The following is a 23788-nucleotide window of genomic DNA, read 5'->3' on the forward strand; positions in this document are numbered from 1 at the left end:
TTTTATATATTAAATATTTTACTTGCATTTTAAAGTTTAAAGAAGATTTTAATTTGTGATGACCAAAAAAAATAAACAATAATAAAAATCGTAAATCTGAAACAATGACCCAGATTTAAGGGGTGATAAATTTATGAATAATGAAAAACAAAAATAGTATAAGAAAAAGTGATATCAAAAAAAGAAAAAAAGAATATACTCAAAGACCTGAAGTGAAAGCAAGAAAGAGAAAATATAATCAAGAGTGATATAAAAAAAATAAAGAAAAAATGAAAGAATATGCTCAAAAGCCAGAAGTGAAGACAAAAAAGCAAAAATATGAGCAAAAATTTGAGGTAAAAGCAAAAAAGAAAAAATATGACCAAAAAAGATATCAAAAAACTAAAAAAACAAAACAAGAATTACAATTTAATTAAAATACTATCAGTATCTTTATTATATTTAAATTGAAAATTATATAAACTTAAAAGTGATGATGCTACAAGATTATTGCTTGTTTTTAAAACAAAAAATTTACCAACTCCAAATTTATCAATTGGCCCAGTATAAATTAATTTACCATATTCAATAATATTAAAATTATCAATAATATCTTTTTTTTCATCAATCATATGAGTTGTTAATAAAATATTTGTCATTCTTTTTTTAAATCTTGTAAAACAGAAGTAAAAAATTTTCTTGATTCTGAATCTAAATTAGCTCCTGGTTCATCTAAAATAACTAGGTTTGGATCATGTGCTAGGGCAACAATTAACATAATTTTATTTTTCATTCCTGAAGAAAATGAATTTAAAGATTTATTACGTGATTCTCATAAACCAAAAATTTTTAATAATCTTTCTAAATTTACTTTTTGAAATTATTGTTGTTTTACCTAAAAATTTCAAAAAATTATAAGCACTTAATCCCTGAGGAAAATTTTCTATATTCAAAGAATAGCCTAAACTATTTTTTGAAAAAGTTGTTCCCGCTTTATAGCCATTAATGGTAATTAATCCTTCGTAATTACTTTTTGGAATAGCACCAATAATTGATTTCAACAGTACTGATTTACCACTTCCTGAACGGCCAACTAAATCATGAATAGTTCCTTCAAATACAGTAAATCTAATATTATTCATGTGAAATTTCTTAAATTTTTTACTATAGTTTTGAACATTAATTAAAATTTTATTTTTATCATTTGTTGACATAAATACTCTCCTAACTAACTTATCCAATATTCTTTTTTTAAGAAAAAACAAAATGATAAGAAAAATAAAACAATACACAACACACCGTAAAATAAAATAACAATCAAATTATTTTGTATGCTTGTAGTATTATTAACATCAATTTTATATTAGCTATTTAAATGAAAAGTAAAATCAGGATAACTAAATAAAGTATTTTTTTGAACATTAAAATCAATACTTGATAAAGCTAATGGTTTAAATCAAAAATTACCATAAAATCCCATATAATTTGTTCACAGTTGCCATTCCATTCCTATAAAAGTAATTGGTTAAAATTTATGTATAGTATATAACAATTGTATATTATCAAATTTTATGTATTTTACAATTAATTAAGTTTTTATTAAAAATAAATTTAAAGTATGTAAAATTTATATAAATAAGTTAAAGTTAATAGTAAATGATTTATTTTTTTGTTTTTTAAAATCATTGAAAAATTAGATTTTCAAATAAATGATCTAGCAAAAGATATAAATAAGAACGTAAATGGGACTAAAAATAAAATTAAAATTCCTCATCATTACATTTTAGAAATAACAAAAGAAAATAACTTTGAAAATAATAACAAACCAAATATTACTATTAATAAAATTAATTGTCATAAATCCTTTTTATTTATATTCTTTTTTCTTTTTTAATAAACTGTTTAATTAATTTGCAATAAATTGATTGTTTGATATTAATCTAAGATTTCTTGTATAATTATAAATAAGTATTATTAGTAGGTGGTTTTTATGTTTCGACGTTTTCTATTATTTACTATAATTTTGCCAACAATAACTACTATTAGTAGTAGTATTTATGCTTGTACTTGAAATTTACAACCAACAGTTTTATTAATAACAAGTTATCAACAAGCACAAAATCAAAACATTTATGACCGACTTGTTTATCAAAAGTTACAAACTTTTTATGGTAAAGATCATGTAGTAACATTGTTTAGTTCTCAAGATGATAATTATTATGCATTAATGTTGAGAAACTTTTTATCTACATATAATATCAAAAAAGTTTATATTTTAAATCCTAGTTTTCAAAAGTATATTCCACATCATAGTGAAACTAGTAGTTATTCTACTAAAAACTTAATTAGATTATTATAACAATTTCAGAATGTTAAATTTTATTTTTTTAATAATATTATTGCTGATACGGTTAAAGTCACTAATAATATTTATGATATTAGATATAATATTTATAACGTAACTAGTAGCCATTTAAATTATGGCAGTAAAATTTCTGAACATTTTCAACAAAATGTTCAGGATAGAATAATAAATAAAAATTATAACTTTGATGTTGATGACAACGGTAAATTGATAGTTAGAATTGGTATTATTAATAATATTGGCATTGATTATGATCAAACTATTTTGAATCAATTTGCTGAGATAATTAATGGTATTGATAACCCAAAAATTACATATAAAATTATTTATGCTAATCCTCATGATAGTTTTGTAACAAGTAATATTTATAGTGCTGATAGTGTTGCCGGTGTTGGTCAGATTGCCCAATCATTATATGAGACACATGGTGTTAATTTTATTATTAATACTAATTATTGATATAACAGTATTATTGCCTATACTGCTAGGTTAATATATTCACGTCCAACCTATAGTAAAACTATTAGTTTTGTTGGATCGAATATTATTAATAATAATGACTATGTTTATGATAATATTAATTATTTAGTTTTTGGTTTTATGCCTGATTTGAAAATTATTGATGAAACATTTAAAGAAGAGATTAATCCTAATTTTAAAATTATACCTAGTGCTTCAGAAAGTAAAATCAAAACTTATGGTGTTAATAACATTGATTTTACTAATCAGTATGGAGATATATAATTATGGAAAAAACAATATTGAAGTTACAAAAAATTAGTAAATATTATGATACTCGTGTTATATTTGAAAATGTTAATTTAGAAATAACACAAGAAATTCATGCCATTTTTGGTAATAATAGCGTTGGTAAATCAACATTAATTAAAATGCTTGCTGGTTTTGAACAACCTTCTAAAGGAAAAATTGTTATTAATAGTTTAAGAAAAGGATGTTATTTTCCTCGTGATCCTAGTGAAATGCTTTATTTTAGAATGGCTTATGCTGGTCAAGATGATTTTTTCTTAGACAATCTTACTGTTAAACAAAATATTATACTTGGTAATGAACCAACTATTGCCAAAATTTTTCCTAATTGAAAAGAAGCTGAATTTAAAATTAATAATTTAATGGAAAAATATAAAATTAAGCTTAATTTAAATAAGAGATTATCAACAATTGCGATTGAAGAATTAAAAAAATTATCTTTACTTCGTGCTTTATTCAAAGAACCTAAAATATTGTTGTTAGATGAACCAAATGTTGGTTTATCTGATAGTCAAAAAGTAGAGTTTTGAATTATTTTTAAAACATTTCGTAATGAAGAAATAACGGTCCTTTTCACAACTAGAGATGAAGAATTTGCTAAAATAGTTGCTAACCGAGTATCTTGAATTGAAAACTTAAATATTGGTAAAAAAAAGTAATGAAATTAGAAGAAAATACTAAATTGTTTACAACTAATTATTGAGGTAAGATTTTTAATTATAAAAAACAAAAATCGATAAATTCAGTACCAATGCTTTATATTGATAATCTTTCTTTGAATAAACCTAATATTTCAAATTTTCATAAAATTGAATTTGCAATTCGCCCTGGTGAAATATATGGTATTTATGATTATGAAAACCTTTATAGCGAGGTTTTACTTGAAAGTATAGTACGTATGATTAAAACGCAAACAGGACGCATTTTTTTTCAAGAACAAGAAGTAACTTATTTTAAACCGCAAGAAATTAGTAATTTAGGAATTGATTGAATATCTGGAAATTATAGTAATACTGCTATAATTCCTGATGCCACTTTATTTGAAAATTTTACCTTTTTAAATTATAATAAAGAAAAATATGTAACTAAATCCGGAGTTGTCAAAACAGCCGTTGTTAATAAAAAGGTACGAGAAATTATTAAAAAATATCAAATATTTAACGATAATAATATTTTTATTAAAATTAATAAATTATCAAAAGGAGAAATACAGAAATTTGTATTAGCAAGAAGTATTGAAGAGCAACCATAATTATTAATTTTATCTAATCCATTTTCTGATTTAGATGAAAATTCTTCGTTATTAATTATTAAAAAGATAATAGAGTTACGCGAAAGTGGTTCAAGTATTTTAATTATTGATACTGATCCGTACTTATTACAATTATTGTGTCAACGAGTAGCATTTATTTATCACAAACAATTTGTTTGTAAATTGGAAAATAAAAATGTTAAAGTTGAAATAATGAACAATCCAGCACTATGGAATGATTATCCTATTACAAATGAAATAATTGTTAAAACTGATAAAATGTATCAATTGCCACAAACAAAGTGAAGTTTGAAAAAGAAAAAAATAATCAGAACAATTAATTATTTGAAAAGACCATTTGTCAAAATTACTAGTTGAATTAATAAAAAAAACGGAAAATATTAGGTCAAGGTTGGGTTAAAAGATGTTGGAAAATATTAAAAAATGAAATTTTTGATTAGTGGGTGCATTATTATTACTAATAACTCTATTTTTTGTTAGTTTATTAATATTATGTTTACAAGTTAATCCATTATCATTTTGGAAAACTATTTTTATTAATCCTTTAACTAATTTAGTAAGTTTTAGTAATTTAATTGAAACATATAGTGTATTAATATTAACAGGATTAGCAGTAGCTATTACTTTTAAGTATCGTATTTATAACTTTGGAGTTAGTGGTCAAATGTTATTTAGTGCTATGATAACATATGTATTGGCAGTAGCTATTTATAAAAGTGTTGGTCATAGTCAATGAATTACTCCTTTTCTTTTATTAATTGCAGTTTTAATTGGTGCTTTAGTTGGTTTAATTGTTGCAATTTTAAAAAATTATTTTAAAATTCATGAAATTATTAGCACTATTTTATTTAATTTTATTGCTTGAGAAGGATATAAAGGTTTAATAACCAGTAATGTTTATCATAGCTTAAAAATTCCAACACAAATTACTAATCTTAGATTTTCATTAATTAGTGGACCTTTTAGCATTAGTAATTCATTTTCTGCTGGTATTATTATTGCTATTATTGTCTTATTAATCGCAATTATTATTTTTAATAATCGCACTCTTGGTTTTAAATTAAATGCAATTGCTAAAAACCCCGTTGCTGCAAAATATGCCAGATTAAATACCCAATATCAGGGTTTAATAATTTTACCAATTTCAGGAGCGATAGCAGGAATTGCTGGTTATCTTTATTTTTTAGGAGTTAATAATAATTTACCTTCGCTTTCTGCTCCAATTCAAGAAGGATTTTATGCGGTAGTAGTAGCTGCTTTAGCGGGATATACGCCAGGAGTTATTTTATTTTCATCATTTTTTATGAGTTTATTTATTAGTCCTATTGAAAATAATGCTTTTATGTATTTGAAAAATCCAGAAATTGCAATAATAGTATTATCAATAACCATTTACATTATTGGTATTTATCCTTTTATTTGGCATTACTTAACTCATTCTATTGCTATTAAAGAATATTTAATAAGACTAAAAAAGAAGTTAATATGAAAAAAAATTAATTAAGAATGAACAACAAAATGTTAAAATTGTTAATGTTGAATCAAAATCTTCAAAAATTTTTAAAAAAAATAAAATATTTAAAAGGAAAAGGAGAAAAAAATAATTATGTTACTCTCATTTTCAACAATTTTAGTTAATACATTATTATTTGCTTGTCCATTATTGTTGTTATGTACAGGTGGAATTTTAAATAATAGAGCAGGAATTGTTAATTTTGGTTTTGATGGTATTATGTGTACTGGTGCTGCCATATATTGTATAATTGTTTCACAATTAAAAAATAATTTGGGTGGTGGATTTGCAATTTTGGCATTTTTTATCACTATTATCATTGGAATTGTATTTGGCTTAATTCATAGTTTAGCAACCTTATTATTTAGAACTAATCAATTTTTAGTATCAATGGTTATTAATTACTTTGGTTATGGATTAGCAGTAATTTTACCATTAACATTTACTGGAGAAATAAATTATGCATTAGCAAGTATTTATATTTATCAATTTTCTTGAATTGCAATTTTGGTAACCTTTTTAGCAATTTATATTTTTGCAGCTATTTTATTTTTGACTAAGCTTGGATTATACATTAGAGGAATTGGTGAGAATCCAACCGCAGTAGCTTTAAATTATATTCATGTTCGTCGTTCTCGATTTTATATTTCGCTATTTTCTAGTTCTTTAGCTTTTTTTTCAGGTGCTTTATTTGTTTATGTACTTCCAAGTACTTTTATTTATAGTAATAATTTTGCTGGTATTGGTTTTTTGGCAATTGCTTTATGAATGATGGCACACAGTAGATTTTTTTTAACTTCTATTATTTGTTTTATTTTTTCTTTTTTATATCAGTATATAAATGCTTCACAAACATTTATAGTTATTAGTAATAATATTCCAAGTTGATTATGAGGTATGTTTCCATATTTAATAGCATTAGTATCATTAATGATTTTTCGCCCTAATACAGAATTGGTAAAAAGTTGAGCGCAACCTTATGTTAAAGCAAGTAGAAAATGACAATAAATTATATGCTAACAATGTTTTAAAACCTTTATCAGTTTAATAAATATAATATTTTAAATGTTTTTAATAAATTCATTTTTTATTTTTATTGTGTATAATAAATTTATTAAACAATGAAAAAAGGGGAAATTTAAATTATGGTAAAAAACTTAAATGACAGTTTTGAGAAATTGGCTGAACAGAACTGGAATGGCAACTTTTTTTAGGACTGTTTTTTGGTAGACATTTGTGCTTGGTGTTTTATGGGGGTTAAGTAGTTTAGAGTGCTGTGGATTCTTATGTTGTTGTATCAATTGATATAAGCAAATAATTCTAATTTTAATTGGATTAATGATGTAAAATTTTTATCATTAATAAATTCTGTTTTGAAAGTTTTGAAAGTTGCTTCAGCAACAGCGTTATCATAAGGACAACCTTTTTTTGCTTAAAGAGCGGGTAATATTGAAGGCTAATAAAATTTTATCAATAGTTTTATTATTAAATTCATTACCGCGATCGCTATGAAATATTTGAATATTTTTTAAACAACGATTTGAGCACATAAATGCTTGATATACTAATGATGCATCTTTTTTAGTACCTACACTATGTTCAATAATTTCGCGATTGTACAGGTTGATTAATAAGCAAATATATTTTCATTTACCATTAACTTGAACATAAGTTAAATCACTAACAATAACTTCATTTTTAAGCCTATTATTAAAGTCTCTATTAACAAGATTAGTAATTTGACTATCATTGACTTTATTATGATAATTTTTGTATGATAATTTAGTGTATTTTGATATTAAATTATGTTTATTCATAATTTTTTTAATTTTTCGTCTTGATAAATTAATTTTCTTTTCTTTTAGAACAACTTTTAATCTTCTTGTTCCATAAGTTTCTTTATTTTCTTTAAAAGCACTAATAACAGCTTCATCATACATATTATTTTGAATTTTATCTTTTTTTTCTTGAAATTAAAATAATATGTTGATTTAGAGATTTTTAAAAAACGACACATTGTACGAATTTTATATTTAACTTTATTTTTAGTAATAATTTCTATTTTCTGCCTATTATTAGTGCTGCTTGCTTTAAAATATCATTTTCCATTCTTAATTGTTTTAATTCTTTTCTTAATTTAATTAATTCATTTTCTTCAACAGAACGGTTATCTTTGGTTTTAAAACTGCCTGAATTAGTAAATTGCTTAATTCAATTATAAGTAGCTGCTCTTGTAACATTGTACTCTTTAGCAAGACAAGACACTGACTTACCACTTTGATATAAAACTACTATTTGTTTTTTAAATTCATCTGAATATGAGTTAATATTGGCCATAATTATAATTTCTTTCTTTTAACTAATTTGTTCACTTGTCTACGTAATTAGTGTCCAATAAAGTGTAACCCATCCAGTTTCCATTCCAGTGTGTATTTGTCTTGGTGTTAAAATTACTATTTCTACAGTTTTCTATCTTTGAACTTCTTTTTTTGTGAGTATTTCAATTTCGTGTTTATTCAATTTATTTATATTTTGTAGATTTATATTTATTTTTTCTTCATTTGTTTTAATAAATAGTATTTCTCTTTTCATTCTATTTATGAAATATGGTTTATATATATTTATTCATTTATTAAATAAAGCCTTTGATAATTCTTGTGATTTTAGAAAATTTTGATATATTTGGTCAAGTTTATTTTTATATTCTTTGATAGTATTTGTTCAATTGTTAATTTCTATAATTGTATTTAATGAACTATTATTAATAGATTTTGTTAGTTCGTTTGAAAAATTAAGTAAAATTTTCATTTTTTTATTTTTCCTTTCAATGGTATCAATTAAAACATAAAAACTCATTTACTTTAAATTAAGCAATGAGTTAAAAAAAACTTTTATAATTTTTTTAATAATAATTATTATATGTGTTAATTATATTTGAGTTTAAAGAAAATACAACGAAAATGATATTTTAAGCATTTTAAATTATTTAATTAATTATTAATTAAAAATAACATTAAATTTTGAATGATAGTAGTTATGTGATAAAATTTCAAGCATATAATAAAAAAAACATTATAATTAAATATAAAATTATAATTAAATTATATTTAATTATTTAAAGCATTATATTTATAGTCTACTTTAAATAAAGTATTTTATTAAAAGATTGATTTAGGAGTAAGCAATGAATAAAGATTGAACTATAGGTTTAACTAATTTAACTTTAACACCAATAATGGAACAACAATTAAGTCGGTATTATAAAATTTTAATTGCTGAAAATAAAAAATATAACTTAACAACAATTATTGAAGAAGTAGAAGTTTATTATAAACATTTCTATGATGCTCTTTTAATTAGTAATAACATCACTTTGGATGATCAAAATATTTGTGATGTTGGTAGTGGTGCTGGTATACCAGGAATAATTTTAAAAATTTTTTTTCCCAAATTACAATTAACTATTATTGAATCAAATACAAAGAAATGTCAATTTCTAAAAACAGTAATTACTGAATTAAACTTAGAAAACGTTTATATAATTAATCAAAGAGCAGAAGCATTTGCTCATCAATATCGTGAAACATTTGATATTGTAACAGCAAGAGCATTAGCACCGCTAAATATTTTAAGTGAATTATGTTTAGGATTAGTAAAAGTTGAAGGATTATTTATTGCCTATAAGGGTCTTAAAGTTGAAGAAGAACTTGCGTTGGCACAAAATAGTATTAACACAATGGGTGCAAAGTTAATTAATCAATTTACTGTTCAATTACCAAACAACTATGGTCAAAGAACAATCCTTCATTTTCAAAAATATAAATTATGTGCTTTAAAATATCCAAGACCTTATCAACAAATTAAAAGTAAACCTTTGTAAATAATATTAATTAAAATTAGTGTTAAACTTAATTAGTAGGATAAAATATTAGTCTATTAATTTAGAAAGGTAATTATTATGGGCAAAATTATTGCAATTGCTAATCAAAAAGGTGGAGTTGGAAAAACAACTACTGCTACTAATCTTGCTGCAGGTTTAGGTATAAAAAATAAAAAAGTGTTACTTATTGATTTGGATCCACAAGGTAGTGCTACTATTTCAATGGGTTTTGCTGCTGATAAAGTTGAACAAGATATATATGATTTTTTAGTACATGATGTTCCATTGGAAAAAGTCATTAAAACTGAAGTTTGTCAAGGAGTAGATTTATTACCATCGACCATTTCTTTGGCGGGAGCCGAAATATTTTTATTAGAGCAATCTCGTAATAAAAGAAATATTTTATTAGAAAAATTAGAACCCGTAAAGGAAGTATATGATTTTATTATTATTGACTGTCCGCCTAGTTTAGGATTAGTTAATCGTAATGCTTTAGGTTCAGCTAATTCAGTTATTATTCCGTTACAAGCTGAGTTTTATGCATTAGTTGGTTTGGTACAATTATTATCTACTATTCGTTTAGTACAACAATTATTTAATCCCAATTTAGAAATTGAAGGCATTTTATTAACTATGGTTAATATTAGAACAACTTCTTCTGTTGAAGTTATCAAAGAAATTCAAAAAAATTTTAGAGAAAAAGTTTATAAAAATTATATTCCAAGAAATGTAACCCTAAGTGAAGCACCAAGTCATGGTAAAAATATTTTTAGTTATCGGCCACGTTGCAGTGGTGCTATTGCTTATCAAAGTTTAGTGAATGAGGTGTTAAATAATGTCTAATGATAAAAAAAATCGTATTTCTGCTAAAGGCTTAGCATCAATTTTTGGTGAAGGTTTAAATGATTTGATAACTAACATTGAAAGTTCACCAGAAATTGCTAAAACTTTTTCACAAACTATTTCTCTTGCTAAAATTATTCCTAATCCATATCAACCACGTTTAGTATTTAATGAACAAGAAATTAAAGAACTAAGTGATTCAATTAAAGTTCATGGTTTAATTCAACCAATTATTGTTAAAAAAACGATAACAGATGGTGTTTTTCAATTAGTTGCTGGTGAACGTAGAACTAAAGCTGCAAAATTAGCAGGTTTAACAGAGATCTCTGCAGTAACTATTGAAGTAACAGATCAACAATTAATGGAATTTGCTTTGATTGAAAATATTCAACGTGTTGATTTGAATGCTTTTGAAGAAGCACAGGCATATCAAACTTTAATTAGTAAAATGAAATGAACTCAAGAACAACTCTCACAAAAAGTTAATAAATCACGTAGTCACATTGCTAATACTTTACGAATTTTGCAATTGCCAGTAGAGATTTTACAAATGCTTCAACGCAATGAATTAACAATGGGTCATGTTAAACCATTATTAAGTTTAGGTACTAATCTTAATTTAATGGTAACTATTGCTAAAAGGGCATATAGTGAACAATGAAGTGTTCGTAAGGTTGAAGATGTTATTAAGATGCAACAATTAAGTTTAAATCAAAAACAAAATGTTAATAAAAAGTCAGATCTTCATTTAGTAGCATTAGAAAATACTTTATCAAGAACTTTAGATACTAAAGTAAAAATCAATAAAAAACAACTAATCATCAATTATAGTAATCACAAAGAATTAAATCGAATTTTAGAATTTTTAAAATCAATATAAATTTAAAATGAGTATAAATGCTTTAAAACATTTATACTCATTTTTTATTTTGTAAATTTATTTTATGTTATTTCTCTAAAAGGAAATATTAATCCTGAATTAATATAGATAATTAAGTTTGTAATAAAAACAAATAAGATAGACAAACCAATTGCAATTTTACTTATACTTAGTATGATTAATAATTTTTTTGATATATCATGAGGATAAGTTAAAAGTTTCTTTTCCATATTTTCCTCCTAAAAGTTATATTTATTTTTAAGCCTTACTTATTTATAATTATATACTATTGTAAAAGTTTTTATCATTATATTTGATGTTATAATGTTATTTATTAAATTAAGTATCATTTTTGTTTTGTGTTTGCTTTTATAATTTTTTTATTTTAAGATTTGTTTGTTATTAAAATATAAAATTTGCTATTTTTATAATAGTGTTGCTAAAGATTTTTTATATGGATACTCAACAAGATTTTTATATCAAAAAGATTTTTTTATGCTTGTTATGTTAAAAACGTTGTTTTGCCTATTTCTTTTTTAAATAATTTTGGAAATATTAGGGGTAAATCTTATGTTTGTAATAAACAGAAATTAAGAAATAATACTTCTCGTACTAAAACTAATTTGATACAAAAAGCATTACATAATTTTTATGATAGTCAAATGTTAAGTTTTCTTACTTTAACTTATAAAGATAATATGCAAGATATTAGAAAAGCAAAAAAAGATATTCGCTTATTTTTTCTTAAATTAAAGAAATGATGAAATGACCCTAAACTTTCTAAATATTTAGGTGAATTAAAACATTTTTATGTTTATGAATATCAAACTCGTGGAGCAGTTCATTTTCATATATTATTTAATCGCAAAATACCTTATAGTATGATAATTGATTGATGACCACATGCTGAGAAACAAGGTATTAATTTAATTGTTGTTAAGAAAGGTACAAATGAATTTGTAATTAAATATTTGGGAAAATATGTTACAAAAGCGTTAGATGATGTTAAATCTTTAAATCAAGCAGATATAGGTATAAAATCATATGCTTTTAGTCGTAATTGTAAAAATCCTATTGTAGTTCGTGGTATTAAAAAGATGAGAATTCAAGATATAATTAATGCAAGTTTTAATGCTACAAATGTATTTTATTTTAAATCTCAAAGAGATAGTAGTGGTGAAACTGTTATGATTGGGGTTATTATCGAAAGTACTGTTGTAAATGATTATTTTAAAGATTATGAAGATTATGAAAAATATGTATATTTAAGTGCTTTATCGCATAAACATTATTTACGGACTAGTGAAATAGGTTATTTAATTCAAAAAGATAAAGATGTTTTGACTTGGGTAGATAAAGTTTTTGGTAATAAAGTTGAGATAATAGATTTTAAGAAAAGAGTTTTGCACTAGAAAAAAAACTATTTTTTTATATTTTTACTTGTATATATATATATATATATAATTGTTATTGTCAAAATAATTTAAAGTTACCTTAGCAGACCTTACTTTATTTTGGCATTTTTTGTTTTTACTTGAAATATATATAAATATCTGGATGGGTTACACTTTATTGGACACTAATTACGTAGACAAGTGAACAAATTAGTTAAAAAAAAGGAATTATAATTATGGCCAATATTAATTCATATTCAAATGAATTAAAAAAACAAATAGTAACTTTATATCAAAGTGGTAAGTCAGTGTCTTGTCTTGCTAAAGAGTACAATGTTACAAGAGCAGCTACTTATAATTGAATTAAGCAATTTACTAATTCAGGCAGTTTTAAAACCAAAGATAACCGTTTTGTTGATGAAAATGAATTAATTAAGGAAATTATCCCCACATGTACTAGTGTGGAGGAAAAAATGAATTGAAATGAATTCAATAGCATATTTCAACATGAAAACGATTGTTTGAAATATATAGCGAAGTTGAAAGTAATAAAATGTATCAGGTGTGCTTCTTCTATTTTGAATGTTTCTGATTTTAGAAGAATAAGATGTTTGAAATGTCATCAAACATTTAGTATTCTTCATGACACCATTTTTCACAAGTCACAAACACCTTTGACATCTTGGTTTTATTTCATCTTTAGATGAATAAACACAAAGCATGGTATACCATCAACAGATGTTGCAAGGGAATTGGGTGTGACATATAAAACAGTTTGAAGAATGGGTCATGAAATCAGAACTAGAATTTGGAATCAAGATGCAGGGTTCATTGATGATGGCACAGCACAGATAGATGAAATGTATCTTTCACATGTAGGTTTTAAAAAACAAGGAAGATCCTTGTTGAATAAAAACTTGATTGTTGGAGTTTATGAGAAAACCAGCAACAAACTAATTTTGAAAGTATTGAAAAAAGCAGATGAGAAAAACCTTTTATGATTTGCATTGAAACACATTTCTACTGGGTGTTGTCTATTTACGGATTCTTGGAAGGGATATAGAATTTTCAAAAACTTCTATCACAAACATGAAATCGTAAATCATGAAGTTGGGTATGTGTCATCAACAGGTGTAAACACAAACCAGATTGAATCTGCATGAAAACACATCCGACGAACTTTCCGAACACACATAAAAGTTTCAAAACACAATATTCATTTATATACAGCTTCTTTTGCATATAAATTCAATAAGATACCTAGTTTTGAAACTATAATTTTGTGTTTGATTTAGATACATGTGGGGATAATTTCCTAGATAGAATTTTATCTCCATTTATGTGATAAAATTTAAAAATAGTACATAAAGAGATAAAATTTTTAATTAAATTAAGAAAAGAATTAAAACAATTAAGAACGGAAAATGATATTTTAAAGCAAGCAGCACTAATAATAGGCAGAAAATAGAAATTATTACTAAAAATAAAGTTAAATATAAAATTCGTACAATGTCTCATTTTTTAAAAATCTCTAAATCAACATATTATTTTAATTTCAAGAAAAAAGAAGATAAAATTCAAAATAATATGTATGATGAAGTTGTTATTAGTGCTTTTAAAGAAAATAAAGAAACTTATGGAACAAGAAGATTAAAAGTTTTTCTAAAAGAAAAGAAAATTAATTTATCAAGACGAAAAATTAAAAAAATTATGAATAAACATAATTTAATATCAAAATACACTAAATTATCATACAAAAATTATCATAATAAAGTCAATGATAGTCAAATTACTAATCTTGTTAATAGAGACTTTAATAATATGCTTAAAAATGAAGTTATTGTTAGTGATTTAACTTATGTTCAATTTAATGGTAAATGAAACTATATTTGATTATTAATCGACCTGTACAATCGCGAAATTATTGGACATAGTGTAGGTACTAAAAAAGATGCATCATTATTATATCAAGCATTTATGTGCTCAAATCGTTGTTTAAAAAATATTCAAATATTTCATAGCGATCGCGGTAATGAATTTAATAATAAAACTATTGATAAACTTTTATTAGCCTTCAATATTACCCGCTCTTTAAGCAAAAAAGGTTGTCATTATGATAAGGCTGTTGCTGAAGCAACTTTCAAAACTTTCAAAACAGAGTTTATTAATGATAAAAATTTTACATCATTAATCCAATTAAAATTAGAATTATTTGATTATATCAATTGATACAACAACATAAGAATCCACAGCACTCTAAACTACTGAACCCCCATAAAACACCAAGCACAAATGTCTACCAAAAAACAGTCCTAAAAAAGGTTGCCATTCCAATCTGTATATTTATAACTAAGATGGTTTTACCCACATCTTAACTTGGTTTTAATTAACCGTTTGCTAAGGAGGTTAAGTTTTTTTATGTTTAAAGTACAGTTAGTTAATATTGAAAAAGGGCCTATTATTACCGATAAAAATAATAAAGGTCAAACATTAAAGTTTGATGTTTTGAAGTTTGTAGAAATAAATAAACAAAGAAGCGTGCCAACTGGTCAAACACGTGATAAATGATATAATCCGGAATTTGCTAGTGATTTTAATAATTGTTTATCTATTGTTGATTTAAAAGTTGGTAATTTTTATTCACTTGAACTTGATTTAAGCGGTAATATTAAAAAATTTTCTAATTGAAAATATTTATTTATTAAAAGGGTAATTTTAAATAATTATTAATATGTTAGGAGTTAATTTTAAATTATGGCTAAAAATGATAATCGTTCATGTGAACAAGCATTTCATTTAGCGATTTATATGTGTAAACTTTGTGACCAAGTTATTTGTCCTAAAAGAGTTTTACAAAACTTATATACTAGAAAATATTATTGTCCAAATTGTATATTAGATATTGCTTTAAATAAATCAATGAGACAACAAGAAAGTAAGTTAAATTATGAGACATAAGTGTAGTGATTGGACTTATGAGCGAGTATATGGTTGTGAAATGTGTTATAGAGTTGCTAATGAAATGGAACGAATAAGAAAAGAGAATAAAAGAAATAAGTAAAAATTGAATAAGGGGCTTATATATGGATTATATATATTTCATTAAGCCCTAATGGATTAGATTATAATTCATAAAGGCTTTTATCCCTTTATGTACTATTTTTAAATTTTATCACATAAATGGAGATAAAATCCTATCTAGGAAATTATCCCCACATGTATCTAAATCAAACACAAAATTATAGTTTCAAAACTAGGTATCTTATTGAATTTATATGCAACTTCTTTTGCATATAAATGAATATTGTGTTTTGAAACTTTTATGTGTGTTCGAAAAGTTCGTCGGATGTGTTTTCATGCAGATTCAATCTGGTTTGTGTTTACACCTGTTGATGACACATACCCAACTTCATGATTTACGATTTCATGTTTGTGATAGAAGTTTTTGAAACTTCCATATCCCTTCCAAGAATCCGTAAACAAACAACACCCAGTAGAAATGTGGTTTCTTGCAAACTGCAAAAGATTTTTACTATTTGCGTTTTTCAATACTTTTACAATTAAATTATTGGTTTTTTTTGATAAATTCCAATAATCAAGGTTTTATTCAACAAGGATCTTCCTTGTTGAATAAAACCTACATGTGAAAGATACATTTCATCCATCTGTGCTGTGCCATCATCAATGAACCCTGCATCTTGATTCCAAATTCTAGTTCTGATTTCATGACCCATTCTTCAAGCTGTTTTATATGTCACACCCAATTCCCTTGCAACATCTGTTGATAGTATACCATGCTTTGTGTTTATTCATCTAAAGATGAGATAAAACCAAGATGTCAAAGGTGTTTGTGACTTGTGAAAAATGGTGTCATGAAGAATACTAAATGTTTGATGACATTTCAAACATCTTATTCTTCTCAAATCAGAAACATTAAAACTAGAAGAAGCACACCTGATACATTTCATTACTTTCAACTTCGCTATATATTTCAAACAATCGTTTTCATTTTGAAATATGCTATTGAATTCATTTCAATTCATTTTTTCCTCCACACTAGTACATGTGGGGATAATTTCGTTCATAAATAAGCTTCTTATTAGTATATAAAGTAAGGAGTTTTATTTATGCCTAATGAGTTATAACAAACTAGTAATTATACTTTAACTAAAATATTAAGAACTGGAATAAGTCCATTAAGTGCTATGGTTGGAGTTAGTGCATATTATGGTCAATATTTAAAAGACCCAGTATTAGGTTCTATTAATTCTTTGTTATTTAGTAAAAAGTTAGGAATTGATATATGGAATATTAATCAAAGACTAACTACTAGAAATAAAGTTATTAATAGTTATAAAAAGATATTTTTAGGTTTAGGAACAATTGATTTAATTAATTATGCTAAGTTTGTTCATTATGTAGATAAGTCAGTTTCTTTATTAAGAGATGAACCATGTTTTTGACCACCTTGCCCTACTGAACCCCCAATTCCTAATCCAATACCAACACCTAAGCCAGTAGTTGATAATCCTTTTGTAGATTGAGATACTTATATATCTTTAAATAGTTTTGGTATAGCAAATGTTATTAGTGGTTTAACTAAATTAATACCTAATAGATTTCAAAATATAAGAAAGATAGCAAATATGGCTACTGGTGGATTTTTGATTAGTAGTGGTATTGCTATGGGTATTAATAATGATTTTAGTAATTATTTTGCTATTCCTACGATTATTGCGGGAGCAAGTGAGATTATAAATACTTTATTGTTACCGTTAGGATATACACATAATAATACAGAATTACAAGAAGTATTTACTGATGAAAGAGCAAGATTAATTAATGGCAGTGTTAATGATTATCAAAGTACAGATGACGGTATGGTGGTTGATGTTGATTTAAATGATGATAGTATGTCAGAGATTAATTTAGATAGAGCAAGTTTAAATCGAGATTATTCTTATGCTTATACACTAGGTGGTGTTTAAAGTGAAAATATATATGTGATGAATTTTAAAATTTATGGCATTAACTGGATGTATTACATTTAGTATATTTTTAGGATTAATTCCTAGCATTATATTTTTAGGAATTGTTTCAACTAAACCAGTATCTATCTTAATTGGTATTGTTGTGGGTTATATTGGTATTCCATGAAATAATATTAAAAATAAAATAACAAATTGATTTTTTAAGAGAAAAGAAAATAAATTTATTAAAAAGAATGATTTAAAAGTTGAAAGAAAATCAAAAACAAAAATTAGAAAGAAAATTTCAAAATTTAAATAATAAAGTAAAAGAATTAAAACAAACATTAGAATTTCAAAGTAAATTATTAGAAATTAATAATGAAAATTTAAGAAATAATGAACAAAATAAAACTATAATAACATTTATTTTATAAGGAGTGAATTAATTTTATGAAAAAAGATAAATGAAAAAATATGCCAAGACAAAAATTGCATAAGAAAAAAGCAAAAAGAAATTTTGACCAAAAATTAAGTGAAAATATGAATTATGATGATTTTTTATTAGGGGGTAAAAAATAATCGTTAAGTGAATAGTTGTGATAATTGCTGTGCTTGGTACTTCTTCGGCTTTTAAAGGTACTATTAAAAAGTTAGTTTGAAAATTTAAACATAGAAAACACAATGTAGTTGACCCAGATTGTTGATATTGTAAAGAACAAAAGCGTAAAGAAAGAGCAAGAAAAGAGTTAGAGGAGGGAGGTGATTAGTATGCCAAAAGGATTAAGTGCTTTAATAGAAATGATTGGAGGTATTGGCCAAAAATTATTAGAATCTTTTAGTTATGTTTTTAACTGAGTATTTGCTGGTGATTCAATAATGACAAATTGACCGGTTTTAATTCCAATATTTATGATGGTTTTAGTATTTATTAAAGAATTTATTGGACATATTATTCGTGGATTTAGATAGAAAAAATTAAAGTTGTTTTTAGGAGGTAATAGTTATGATTAAATTATTTTTTGCAATAATTTTTGTTTTTCCTTTATTAGGTAAACTTTTACCTTCTTTAAATAATATTGTGCAAAATATTTTGCAAAGTTATATTACTGATTTTTCTGGTTTACATAATTTGTCTTTGGTTATTAAAAGTTTTATTTTTGGTGATAGTTCACAGCAAATAGTTTCAATGCCAGCACCATTGTTAGCAATTATTTTAGTGCTTTTTACTTTTTCATTAATTTTAAAATTATTAAAAATAATATAGTAGTAGTTTATTATGGGTGTTGCTTTTATTTCAAAAGTTTTAGAACTATTTGGACAAATTTTTATGAAATTTTGAAATTTGCCAATAGCAGATTTAGGTTTTAATTTGGGAACTTTTGTTGTTTTTATTCTTTTAATAAAGTTTGCAATGTCAGTTTTTAAATATTGATATTCAGCCAGTTTCTACATCTGGGAATGTAAAGCAAAGTTATAGAAATATTAAAGGCAGTTCAAAATTTGTTGGTAAAAAAATTGCTAAGGTTCATAGTAAACGTATTGATAAATTAAAAAAAAAATAAAAAACAAGGTAAATTTAAAGGTGGTGATGGTGGTAACAAATTTACTGGAACATCTAGTGGTTGAGGAGTTGGTAATTAGTTATGAGTGATTTTGTAAATAGTATATTGCATTTAATTTTTATATTTTCTAATAAAGATATTTCAATATTTTTAAATCAATCAAATATTACTGATGAAGTTTATATTTTGTTTAATTTGACTTTTTGATTGGTATTAGGTGTATTTTTTAATTTTGTTTATCGTAGTATTAAATTTATTTTTAGGTCATTATTTGGGTAGGTGTTAAATATGAGTGTTTGAGATATTTATAATCAAATTCATAAATGTATAGTTGATTACTGAACTATGTTTATAGGAAGTCCAGTTGACCAATTTACTACTATTTTATGAAATTTAGTAGTTTATGGGCCACAGTTTTTTATTGGATTTATTATATTTTATGGTTTATGGTGAGTTTTAAGATGTTTTTTTGGTAAATAATTATGTGATTTAAGTTTGCTAAATTATTTTTTGTTGTAAATACTTCTGTTCAAGCACCAACTTCTTTAATTGTTTCAAATGACCCTAATGTTGTTAATTATGATATTAAAAAATAAATGATTAAACACGTTAAGTATAATGATTTTAATGATTGAGCAACAATTCCATGAAATTCTGCTTATTTTGACATTGACCAACCGGATTTAAAATTAGTTAGTGGTGAAATTATAGGTGGTGTAGATAATGATTTGGATTTTGAATATCAAAGTGATGTTGTAGGTGTTAAAAAGACAACACTTAATACTGGAACTGGTGTTTATTCTTTTAGGAGATATCAGTTAGATGATATTTCCCGTATTATGTTCAATCATAATTTTATTCAATATGGTAAAAAAAATCGGCTTCTTATTCATAATTTAAATCATTGAGTTAAACCTTTAAATTTACGTTTTGAATTTAATTGAAGAAATTGATAAACCTTTAAGTTTTTATATTCAAGGTTTTATGTTTTATTTTAATTATGAGGCTTTTTCTACATTTACTGGTGATTTTGCTTTTAGTTTTTTAGATTATGTTGGTGATACAAAATATGTTTTTAAAGGAAAAATTGGTAATGATGTTTATATGCAAGATTTGTATAATTTTGTTACTATGCCGGTTCGTGTTCCAAATTTAAGACATTTAACTGTATTTTTTGATATTCATGGAACTACAAATTTAACTATTCCACCGGAGGTTTCATTTAGTCAAATTAATATTTTTTCAAGTGAGAAAGTTGTACCAGTACCACCAAATAGTCCTTTGTTCACTTGTCTACGTAATTAGTGTCCAATAAAGCGTAACCCATCCATAAAAAATTGCTGGTGTACAAATACAAACCATTAATGATAGTGCTAATATAGTAATTTTATCAGTTCAACATGCAAAATTGATTACTATTTATACTGGAAAAGGTAATTTAAAAGGTAATGTATGAAAATTAGAAGAATTACAGGAATAATATTATGAATAAAGAATTTACTTATTTACATGAAATTAGTTATTGATTATTAAATAAAAGTGATTTTACTCATAGTGAATATAATTTAAGTGGAAGTAGATATTCAAGTAAAACATATAGTATTGTAGAAGAATTAGCAATATTAATTGCAATTTCAATTAAAGTTAATAAATCAATTGCTATATATTGTTTTAGGAAATTAAATAAAGATATTAATGATTTAGTTAAAGAAATATATAATGCTTTATTAATAATTGGATTAAATGATTATAAAGATTTTAGTCTAAAATATCCAAATAAACAAGCAGATTTTCGTTTTAAAGGTAGTAAATCATTTATTAGAGTTATGGGTGTATATAGTAATTCAAATGATAGAATACCTTTAAAAGAACTTTCTCGTAGTGAAATAAAAGGTTTTGATTTAGCAATTAAATGATGTGAAGAAGCAAATTAATTTAGTCAACAAGAATTTCAAGCAATTACATTTGCATTAGGTAATGCTAAAAAAAGAATAAAAATAAAAAGTTGTAATCCAGATAATATTTATCAATATTTTATTGAATATATGAATAATATTGTTCCATTTAATTTAGAAATTATGAAAAAAAATAATGAACAAATTAAATCAGTCTTTGATAATAATATTTTTAAATTATTTCATTATTCAAATTGAAAAGTAAATGCTCATAATTTGACATTAGATATGATTAATGATTTAGAAGAATTAAAAGTATTAGACCCTATTAAAGCACAAAGTTGATATTATGGTGTACCTAGTATTTTAACTGGTGCTATTTTTGCAAGATTTTTAGATAAAGTTAATACTAAATTAGAATTTCAACCATATTATTTTAGAGCAGGTTTAGATATTGGTTATGCTACAAGTCCAAACGGTCATCCTACAGCAGGAAGTTTATGATGTTTAAATCAAAGTAAAACTAAAGCACATAAATTAAGTGAATTTTATCATAGTAATAATACTATGCAATTTAAAAATACTTATGAATTAGCAAATAGTATTATTGATTATTATTTACATGAAGCACAAAAATATCATGTTATGTTTTCTGGTTTTACTTGTTATGTTGATTATGGTAATGGTGTTCAAGCATTTATTGATGTTTTAAATGTAGAAAAAAATAAAAAAAATATGAAATTATTAAATTTTGAACCAGTTGATAAATCAATAATGTTTTTAAAAGATAGAATAGATTTTACTACTACTGGATTAATAAAACAATTTCTTAGTTATAATTGAGAACGTTGTCCTAATACTAAACTTCAATATAATTTAATTCAATGATTATCTAAAACTAAATTAGATAATATTAATAATGAACCACAAATGTTAGATTTACATGATGATACTTGAGATAGTGATTGTTATGCATTAATGAATGATATGAAATGATTAATTGAACAAATAAATAATGAATTATTAATTAATAAAAATAAATTTAATTTATTTAATAAGGAGTGATAAAAATGATAAATAATAATCCATATTAATATTTAGATACTTTTGATAAAGTAGAATGATTTTTAGATATACCTATGATTATTGCTCAAAAATCAACTAAATTATGATTAGGTAAAGGTTTATTATTTCAAAGTAAAGATAAAAATTTATTAGATTTTTTAAATAAATTAAAAGATAAAGATAAATGATTTGAAAGATTATATAAATTTGGTTTACAAGAAAGTTTATTAGGAAAATCATTTTTAATGTGAATGTTAACTAAAAATAATGAATTAGCATTACTTGTTCCAACACCAAGTTTTATGTATAGAGTTGCTAAATTTAATGAGCAAGAACAATCAACAGAATTATTTTTTCAACAAGAACAAAGTGATAGTGCAAAATTAACTTGAGTAACAATGCAAAATGGAAAAGTAAAAGTTGAAGTATTTAGTGGTTCAAAAGAAATTATTTTAGGTTCTACAAAAACTAAAATGAAACCAGATATTGAACCAAATTGAAGAATATGAATTAAAAAATTCATTTGATTATTTACCAATTGTAGAAATAACTAATTTACCGTATTTAAATTTATATGGTAATTCAACACAATTAAATACTTATCCAGATTGTCAAAATGTTTATAAATTAATTCATGATGTTAATAAAGCATTTACACAAAAACAAAAAGAAAGAGTATTAAATAGAACTAGAGCATTAGGTAAATTAAAACCAGAACAAATATTAAAATTAAAAAATAATGAAATTGATATTAGTGAATTTGCTGATGATTTTCTTATTGATGTTGGTGTAGAAATTTATAATAAAAATGGTAATTCAAGTATGGTTATTATTCAAGGTGACCCTAAATTTGATAATTATTGATTAGATATTAATAATACTGCTAAATTAATATTTAAAGGTGCTGGTTATGATTATGATGAACATGGTAGTGATGTTTATACTAATAAAACTCAAAGTATTTTTAATAATAAATATGATATGGAAACTACAGAAACAAAAATTGCACATTATACTCCTTATATTTATAGAATACTTGATATTTTAGTTACTTATTCAAAAAAAGAAAGTGGTCAAAATTATTGAAATGGAATTAGAGAAAGACCTTATAGTTTTAAATTTATTCCAATTGCTATGACTCACCAAATTGTACAAGACCAAATTATTAATTCAAGATTAAATAATGGCACAATGTCACAAGAAGAAGCAATTGGTGAATATGATAATATTGACCATTTAATGGCTGAAAATAAATTAAAACATATTATTAAAGAAACTAAAAAAATAAATAATGAAATTGGAGAAAACACAAATGATAATGAGCAACGCAATGAAAATTTAATTAATGAAACAAGCACATCTAGAATTAAAGCAAACTCAACAATTAATAAAGAGATGTAG

Annotated in this window: 38 protein-coding genes and 1 pseudogene; 30 read left to right on the forward strand and 9 right to left on the reverse strand. The window is 24.0% G+C overall.

Annotated elements, in window-relative coordinates; all coding sequences use genetic code 4:
- The first annotated feature begins 140 nt into the window (after nucleotides 1-140).
- Nucleotides 141-416, forward strand: coding sequence for a hypothetical protein (locus AC6I4F_RS00935; RefSeq protein WP_497873965.1), 276 nt, complete (start codon nucleotides 141-143; stop codon nucleotides 414-416).
- Here the strand turns inward: AC6I4F_RS00935 and AC6I4F_RS00940 are convergent.
- The 3 genes from AC6I4F_RS00940 to AC6I4F_RS00950 are packed head-to-tail and all read right to left on the reverse strand — an operon-like array spanning nucleotide 402 to nucleotide 1193.
- On the reverse strand, nucleotides 402-638 hold the full coding sequence (locus AC6I4F_RS00940; RefSeq protein WP_497873966.1) for a hypothetical protein: 237 nt from the start codon (nucleotides 636-638) through the stop codon (nucleotides 402-404). The two genes, AC6I4F_RS00935 and AC6I4F_RS00940, sit on opposite strands and share 15 nt — an antisense overlap.
- Nucleotides 620-844, reverse strand: a complete 225-nt coding sequence (locus tag AC6I4F_RS00945) for an ATP-binding cassette domain-containing protein (RefSeq protein ID WP_497874635.1) — start codon at nucleotides 842-844, stop codon at nucleotides 620-622. Before AC6I4F_RS00945 ends, AC6I4F_RS00940 begins: the two co-directional genes overlap by 19 nt.
- A complete protein-coding gene (locus tag AC6I4F_RS00950; protein WP_497873967.1) occupies nucleotides 801-1193 on the reverse strand; it encodes an ATP-binding cassette domain-containing protein in 393 nt (130 codons plus the stop codon). The genes AC6I4F_RS00945 and AC6I4F_RS00950 overlap by 44 nt, the downstream gene beginning before the upstream one ends.
- Nucleotides 1194-1969: 776 nt before the next feature.
- Between AC6I4F_RS00950 and AC6I4F_RS00955 the strand changes: the two genes are divergently transcribed.
- From AC6I4F_RS00955 to AC6I4F_RS00985, 7 genes are all read left to right on the forward strand, one after another.
- Nucleotides 1970-2338 carry a hypothetical protein gene (locus AC6I4F_RS00955; RefSeq protein WP_497873968.1) on the forward strand — a complete coding sequence of 123 codons (369 nt, stop codon included), beginning with the start codon at nucleotides 1970-1972 and terminating at the stop codon, nucleotides 2336-2338.
- A gap of 213 nt (nucleotides 2339-2551) precedes the next feature.
- Nucleotides 2552-3088, forward strand: a complete 537-nt coding sequence (locus AC6I4F_RS00960) for a hypothetical protein (RefSeq protein WP_497873969.1) — start codon at nucleotides 2552-2554, stop codon at nucleotides 3086-3088.
- Between the two features lie 2 nt (nucleotides 3089-3090).
- Complete coding sequence (locus AC6I4F_RS00965) at nucleotides 3091-3771, forward strand: ATP-binding cassette domain-containing protein (RefSeq protein ID WP_497873970.1); 681 nt, start codon at nucleotides 3091-3093, stop codon at nucleotides 3769-3771.
- A complete protein-coding gene (locus tag AC6I4F_RS00970) occupies nucleotides 3771-4364 on the forward strand; it encodes an ATP-binding cassette domain-containing protein (protein WP_497873971.1) in 594 nt (197 codons plus the stop codon). Before AC6I4F_RS00965 ends, AC6I4F_RS00970 begins: the two co-directional genes overlap by 1 nt.
- A gap of 135 nt (nucleotides 4365-4499) precedes the next feature.
- Nucleotides 4500-4769 carry a hypothetical protein gene (locus tag AC6I4F_RS00975; RefSeq protein ID WP_497873972.1) on the forward strand — a complete coding sequence of 90 codons (270 nt, stop codon included), beginning with the start codon at nucleotides 4500-4502 and terminating at the stop codon, nucleotides 4767-4769.
- Between the two features lie 19 nt (nucleotides 4770-4788).
- Nucleotides 4789-5889, forward strand: coding sequence for an ABC transporter permease subunit (locus AC6I4F_RS00980; protein WP_497873973.1), 1101 nt, complete (start codon nucleotides 4789-4791; stop codon nucleotides 5887-5889).
- A 102-nt stretch (nucleotides 5890-5991) separates the two neighbouring features.
- Complete coding sequence (locus tag AC6I4F_RS00985) at nucleotides 5992-6906, forward strand: ABC transporter permease subunit (protein WP_497873974.1); 915 nt, start codon at nucleotides 5992-5994, stop codon at nucleotides 6904-6906.
- 202 nt (nucleotides 6907-7108) lie between these two features.
- On the opposite strand, the pseudogene AC6I4F_RS00990 reads toward AC6I4F_RS00985, so the two are convergent.
- Both AC6I4F_RS00990 and AC6I4F_RS00995 read right to left on the reverse strand, forming a co-directional pair.
- Nucleotides 7109-8235: pseudogene (locus tag AC6I4F_RS00990) on the reverse strand (IS3 family transposase).
- Between the two features lie 132 nt (nucleotides 8236-8367).
- Nucleotides 8368-8706, reverse strand: a complete 339-nt coding sequence (locus tag AC6I4F_RS00995; RefSeq protein ID WP_497873975.1) for a hypothetical protein — start codon at nucleotides 8704-8706, stop codon at nucleotides 8368-8370.
- 376 nt (nucleotides 8707-9082) lie between these two features.
- Between AC6I4F_RS00995 and rsmG the strand changes: the two genes are divergently transcribed.
- The 3 genes from rsmG (at nucleotide 9083) to AC6I4F_RS01010 (ending at nucleotide 11501) form a co-directional block, all read left to right on the forward strand.
- Nucleotides 9083-9778, forward strand: a complete 696-nt coding sequence (gene rsmG / locus AC6I4F_RS01000) for a 16S rRNA (guanine(527)-N(7))-methyltransferase RsmG (RefSeq protein ID WP_497873976.1) — start codon at nucleotides 9083-9085, stop codon at nucleotides 9776-9778.
- A gap of 78 nt (nucleotides 9779-9856) precedes the next feature.
- Nucleotides 9857-10621: a ParA family protein gene (locus tag AC6I4F_RS01005; protein ID WP_497873977.1), complete on the forward strand. Its 765-nt coding sequence runs from the start codon at nucleotides 9857-9859 to the stop codon at nucleotides 10619-10621.
- On the forward strand, nucleotides 10614-11501 hold the full coding sequence (locus AC6I4F_RS01010; RefSeq protein WP_497873978.1) for a ParB/RepB/Spo0J family partition protein: 888 nt from the start codon (nucleotides 10614-10616) through the stop codon (nucleotides 11499-11501). Before AC6I4F_RS01005 ends, AC6I4F_RS01010 begins: the two co-directional genes overlap by 8 nt.
- 62 nt (nucleotides 11502-11563) lie before the next feature.
- Here AC6I4F_RS01010 and AC6I4F_RS01015 read toward each other — a convergent pair whose 3' ends face one another.
- A complete protein-coding gene (locus AC6I4F_RS01015) occupies nucleotides 11564-11731 on the reverse strand; it encodes a hypothetical protein (protein ID WP_497873979.1) in 168 nt (55 codons plus the stop codon).
- A gap of 393 nt (nucleotides 11732-12124) precedes the next feature.
- Here AC6I4F_RS01015 and AC6I4F_RS01020 point away from each other — a divergent pair, with 393 nt between their 5' ends.
- A complete protein-coding gene (locus tag AC6I4F_RS01020) occupies nucleotides 12125-12913 on the forward strand; it encodes a rolling circle replication-associated protein (RefSeq protein WP_497873980.1) in 789 nt (262 codons plus the stop codon).
- Between the two features lie 218 nt (nucleotides 12914-13131).
- Entirely contained in the window at nucleotides 13132-14190 is a 1059-nt protein-coding gene (locus tag AC6I4F_RS01025) for an IS1595 family transposase (RefSeq protein ID WP_497873981.1), read from the forward strand.
- Here AC6I4F_RS01025 and AC6I4F_RS01030 read toward each other — a convergent pair.
- On the reverse strand, nucleotides 14168-14413 hold the full coding sequence (locus AC6I4F_RS01030) for a hypothetical protein (protein ID WP_497873982.1): 246 nt from the start codon (nucleotides 14411-14413) through the stop codon (nucleotides 14168-14170). The two genes, AC6I4F_RS01025 and AC6I4F_RS01030, sit on opposite strands and share 23 nt — an antisense overlap.
- Between AC6I4F_RS01030 and AC6I4F_RS01035 the strand changes: the two genes are divergently transcribed.
- From AC6I4F_RS01035 to AC6I4F_RS01045, 3 genes are all read left to right on the forward strand, one after another.
- Nucleotides 14396-15211: an IS3 family transposase gene (locus AC6I4F_RS01035; protein WP_497874636.1), complete on the forward strand. Its 816-nt coding sequence runs from the start codon at nucleotides 14396-14398 to the stop codon at nucleotides 15209-15211. The genes AC6I4F_RS01030 and AC6I4F_RS01035 overlap by 18 nt on opposite strands.
- A 102-nt stretch (nucleotides 15212-15313) precedes the next feature.
- Nucleotides 15314-15625, forward strand: coding sequence for a hypothetical protein (locus tag AC6I4F_RS01040; RefSeq protein WP_497873983.1), 312 nt, complete (start codon nucleotides 15314-15316; stop codon nucleotides 15623-15625).
- Nucleotides 15626-15649: 24 nt separating this feature from the next.
- Nucleotides 15650-15853, forward strand: a complete 204-nt coding sequence (locus tag AC6I4F_RS01045) for a hypothetical protein (protein ID WP_497873984.1) — start codon at nucleotides 15650-15652, stop codon at nucleotides 15851-15853.
- Nucleotides 15854-16117: 264 nt separating this feature from the next.
- Here the strand turns inward: AC6I4F_RS01045 and AC6I4F_RS01050 are convergent, their stop codons facing one another.
- Nucleotides 16118-16444, reverse strand: a complete 327-nt coding sequence (locus AC6I4F_RS01050; protein WP_497873985.1) for a transposase — start codon at nucleotides 16442-16444, stop codon at nucleotides 16118-16120.
- An 11-nt stretch (nucleotides 16445-16455) separates the two neighbouring features.
- Nucleotides 16456-16980: a transposase gene (locus tag AC6I4F_RS01055; RefSeq protein ID WP_497873986.1), complete on the reverse strand. Its 525-nt coding sequence runs from the start codon at nucleotides 16978-16980 to the stop codon at nucleotides 16456-16458.
- A 120-nt stretch (nucleotides 16981-17100) separates the two neighbouring features.
- On the opposite strand from AC6I4F_RS01055, the gene AC6I4F_RS01060 reads away from it, so the two are divergent.
- The 14 genes from AC6I4F_RS01060 (at nucleotide 17101) to AC6I4F_RS01125 (ending at nucleotide 23788) form a co-directional block, all read left to right on the forward strand.
- Nucleotides 17101-17883, forward strand: coding sequence for a hypothetical protein (locus tag AC6I4F_RS01060; protein ID WP_497873987.1), 783 nt, complete (start codon nucleotides 17101-17103; stop codon nucleotides 17881-17883).
- 248 nt (nucleotides 17884-18131) lie between these two features.
- Nucleotides 18132-18299 (forward strand): hypothetical protein, encoded by a 168-nt coding sequence (locus tag AC6I4F_RS01065; protein ID WP_497873988.1) that lies wholly within the window; start codon nucleotides 18132-18134, stop codon nucleotides 18297-18299.
- Nucleotides 18300-18315: 16 nt separating this feature from the next.
- A complete protein-coding gene (locus AC6I4F_RS01070) occupies nucleotides 18316-18444 on the forward strand; it encodes a hypothetical protein (RefSeq protein ID WP_497873989.1) in 129 nt (42 codons plus the stop codon).
- 17 nt (nucleotides 18445-18461) lie between these two features.
- Nucleotides 18462-18632 carry a hypothetical protein gene (locus AC6I4F_RS01075; RefSeq protein WP_497873990.1) on the forward strand — a complete coding sequence of 57 codons (171 nt, stop codon included), beginning with the start codon at nucleotides 18462-18464 and terminating at the stop codon, nucleotides 18630-18632.
- Between the two features lies 1 nt (nucleotide 18633).
- The gene (locus AC6I4F_RS01080; protein WP_338956925.1) at nucleotides 18634-18834 is read left to right on the forward strand and encodes a hypothetical protein; all 201 of its coding nucleotides are present in this window, start codon (nucleotides 18634-18636) and stop codon (nucleotides 18832-18834) included.
- A gap of 34 nt (nucleotides 18835-18868) precedes the next feature.
- Entirely contained in the window at nucleotides 18869-19129 is a 261-nt protein-coding gene (locus AC6I4F_RS01085) for a hypothetical protein (RefSeq protein WP_338956747.1), read from the forward strand.
- Nucleotides 19130-19271: 142 nt separating this feature from the next.
- Nucleotides 19272-19427 carry a hypothetical protein gene (locus AC6I4F_RS01090; RefSeq protein WP_497873991.1) on the forward strand — a complete coding sequence of 52 codons (156 nt, stop codon included), beginning with the start codon at nucleotides 19272-19274 and terminating at the stop codon, nucleotides 19425-19427.
- A gap of 288 nt (nucleotides 19428-19715) precedes the next feature.
- Nucleotides 19716-19907, forward strand: a complete 192-nt coding sequence (locus AC6I4F_RS01095; protein ID WP_497873992.1) for a hypothetical protein — start codon at nucleotides 19716-19718, stop codon at nucleotides 19905-19907.
- A 116-nt stretch (nucleotides 19908-20023) separates the two neighbouring features.
- On the forward strand, nucleotides 20024-20383 hold the full coding sequence (locus tag AC6I4F_RS01100) for a hypothetical protein (protein WP_497873993.1): 360 nt from the start codon (nucleotides 20024-20026) through the stop codon (nucleotides 20381-20383).
- Complete coding sequence (locus tag AC6I4F_RS01105; protein ID WP_497873994.1) at nucleotides 20358-20732, forward strand: hypothetical protein; 375 nt, start codon at nucleotides 20358-20360, stop codon at nucleotides 20730-20732. The genes AC6I4F_RS01100 and AC6I4F_RS01105 overlap by 26 nt, the downstream gene beginning before the upstream one ends.
- A gap of 179 nt (nucleotides 20733-20911) precedes the next feature.
- Nucleotides 20912-21361 carry a hypothetical protein gene (locus AC6I4F_RS01110; protein ID WP_497873995.1) on the forward strand — a complete coding sequence of 150 codons (450 nt, stop codon included), beginning with the start codon at nucleotides 20912-20914 and terminating at the stop codon, nucleotides 21359-21361.
- A 111-nt stretch (nucleotides 21362-21472) separates the two neighbouring features.
- Entirely contained in the window at nucleotides 21473-22390 is a 918-nt protein-coding gene (locus AC6I4F_RS01115; protein WP_497873996.1) for a hypothetical protein, read from the forward strand.
- Nucleotides 22391-22461: 71 nt separating this feature from the next.
- The gene (locus tag AC6I4F_RS01120; RefSeq protein WP_497873997.1) at nucleotides 22462-22941 is read left to right on the forward strand and encodes a hypothetical protein; all 480 of its coding nucleotides are present in this window, start codon (nucleotides 22462-22464) and stop codon (nucleotides 22939-22941) included.
- Complete coding sequence (locus AC6I4F_RS01125; RefSeq protein WP_497873998.1) at nucleotides 22874-23788, forward strand: hypothetical protein; 915 nt, start codon at nucleotides 22874-22876, stop codon at nucleotides 23786-23788. Before AC6I4F_RS01120 ends, AC6I4F_RS01125 begins: the two co-directional genes overlap by 68 nt.

The organism is Spiroplasma ixodetis, from assembly GCF_059729505.1.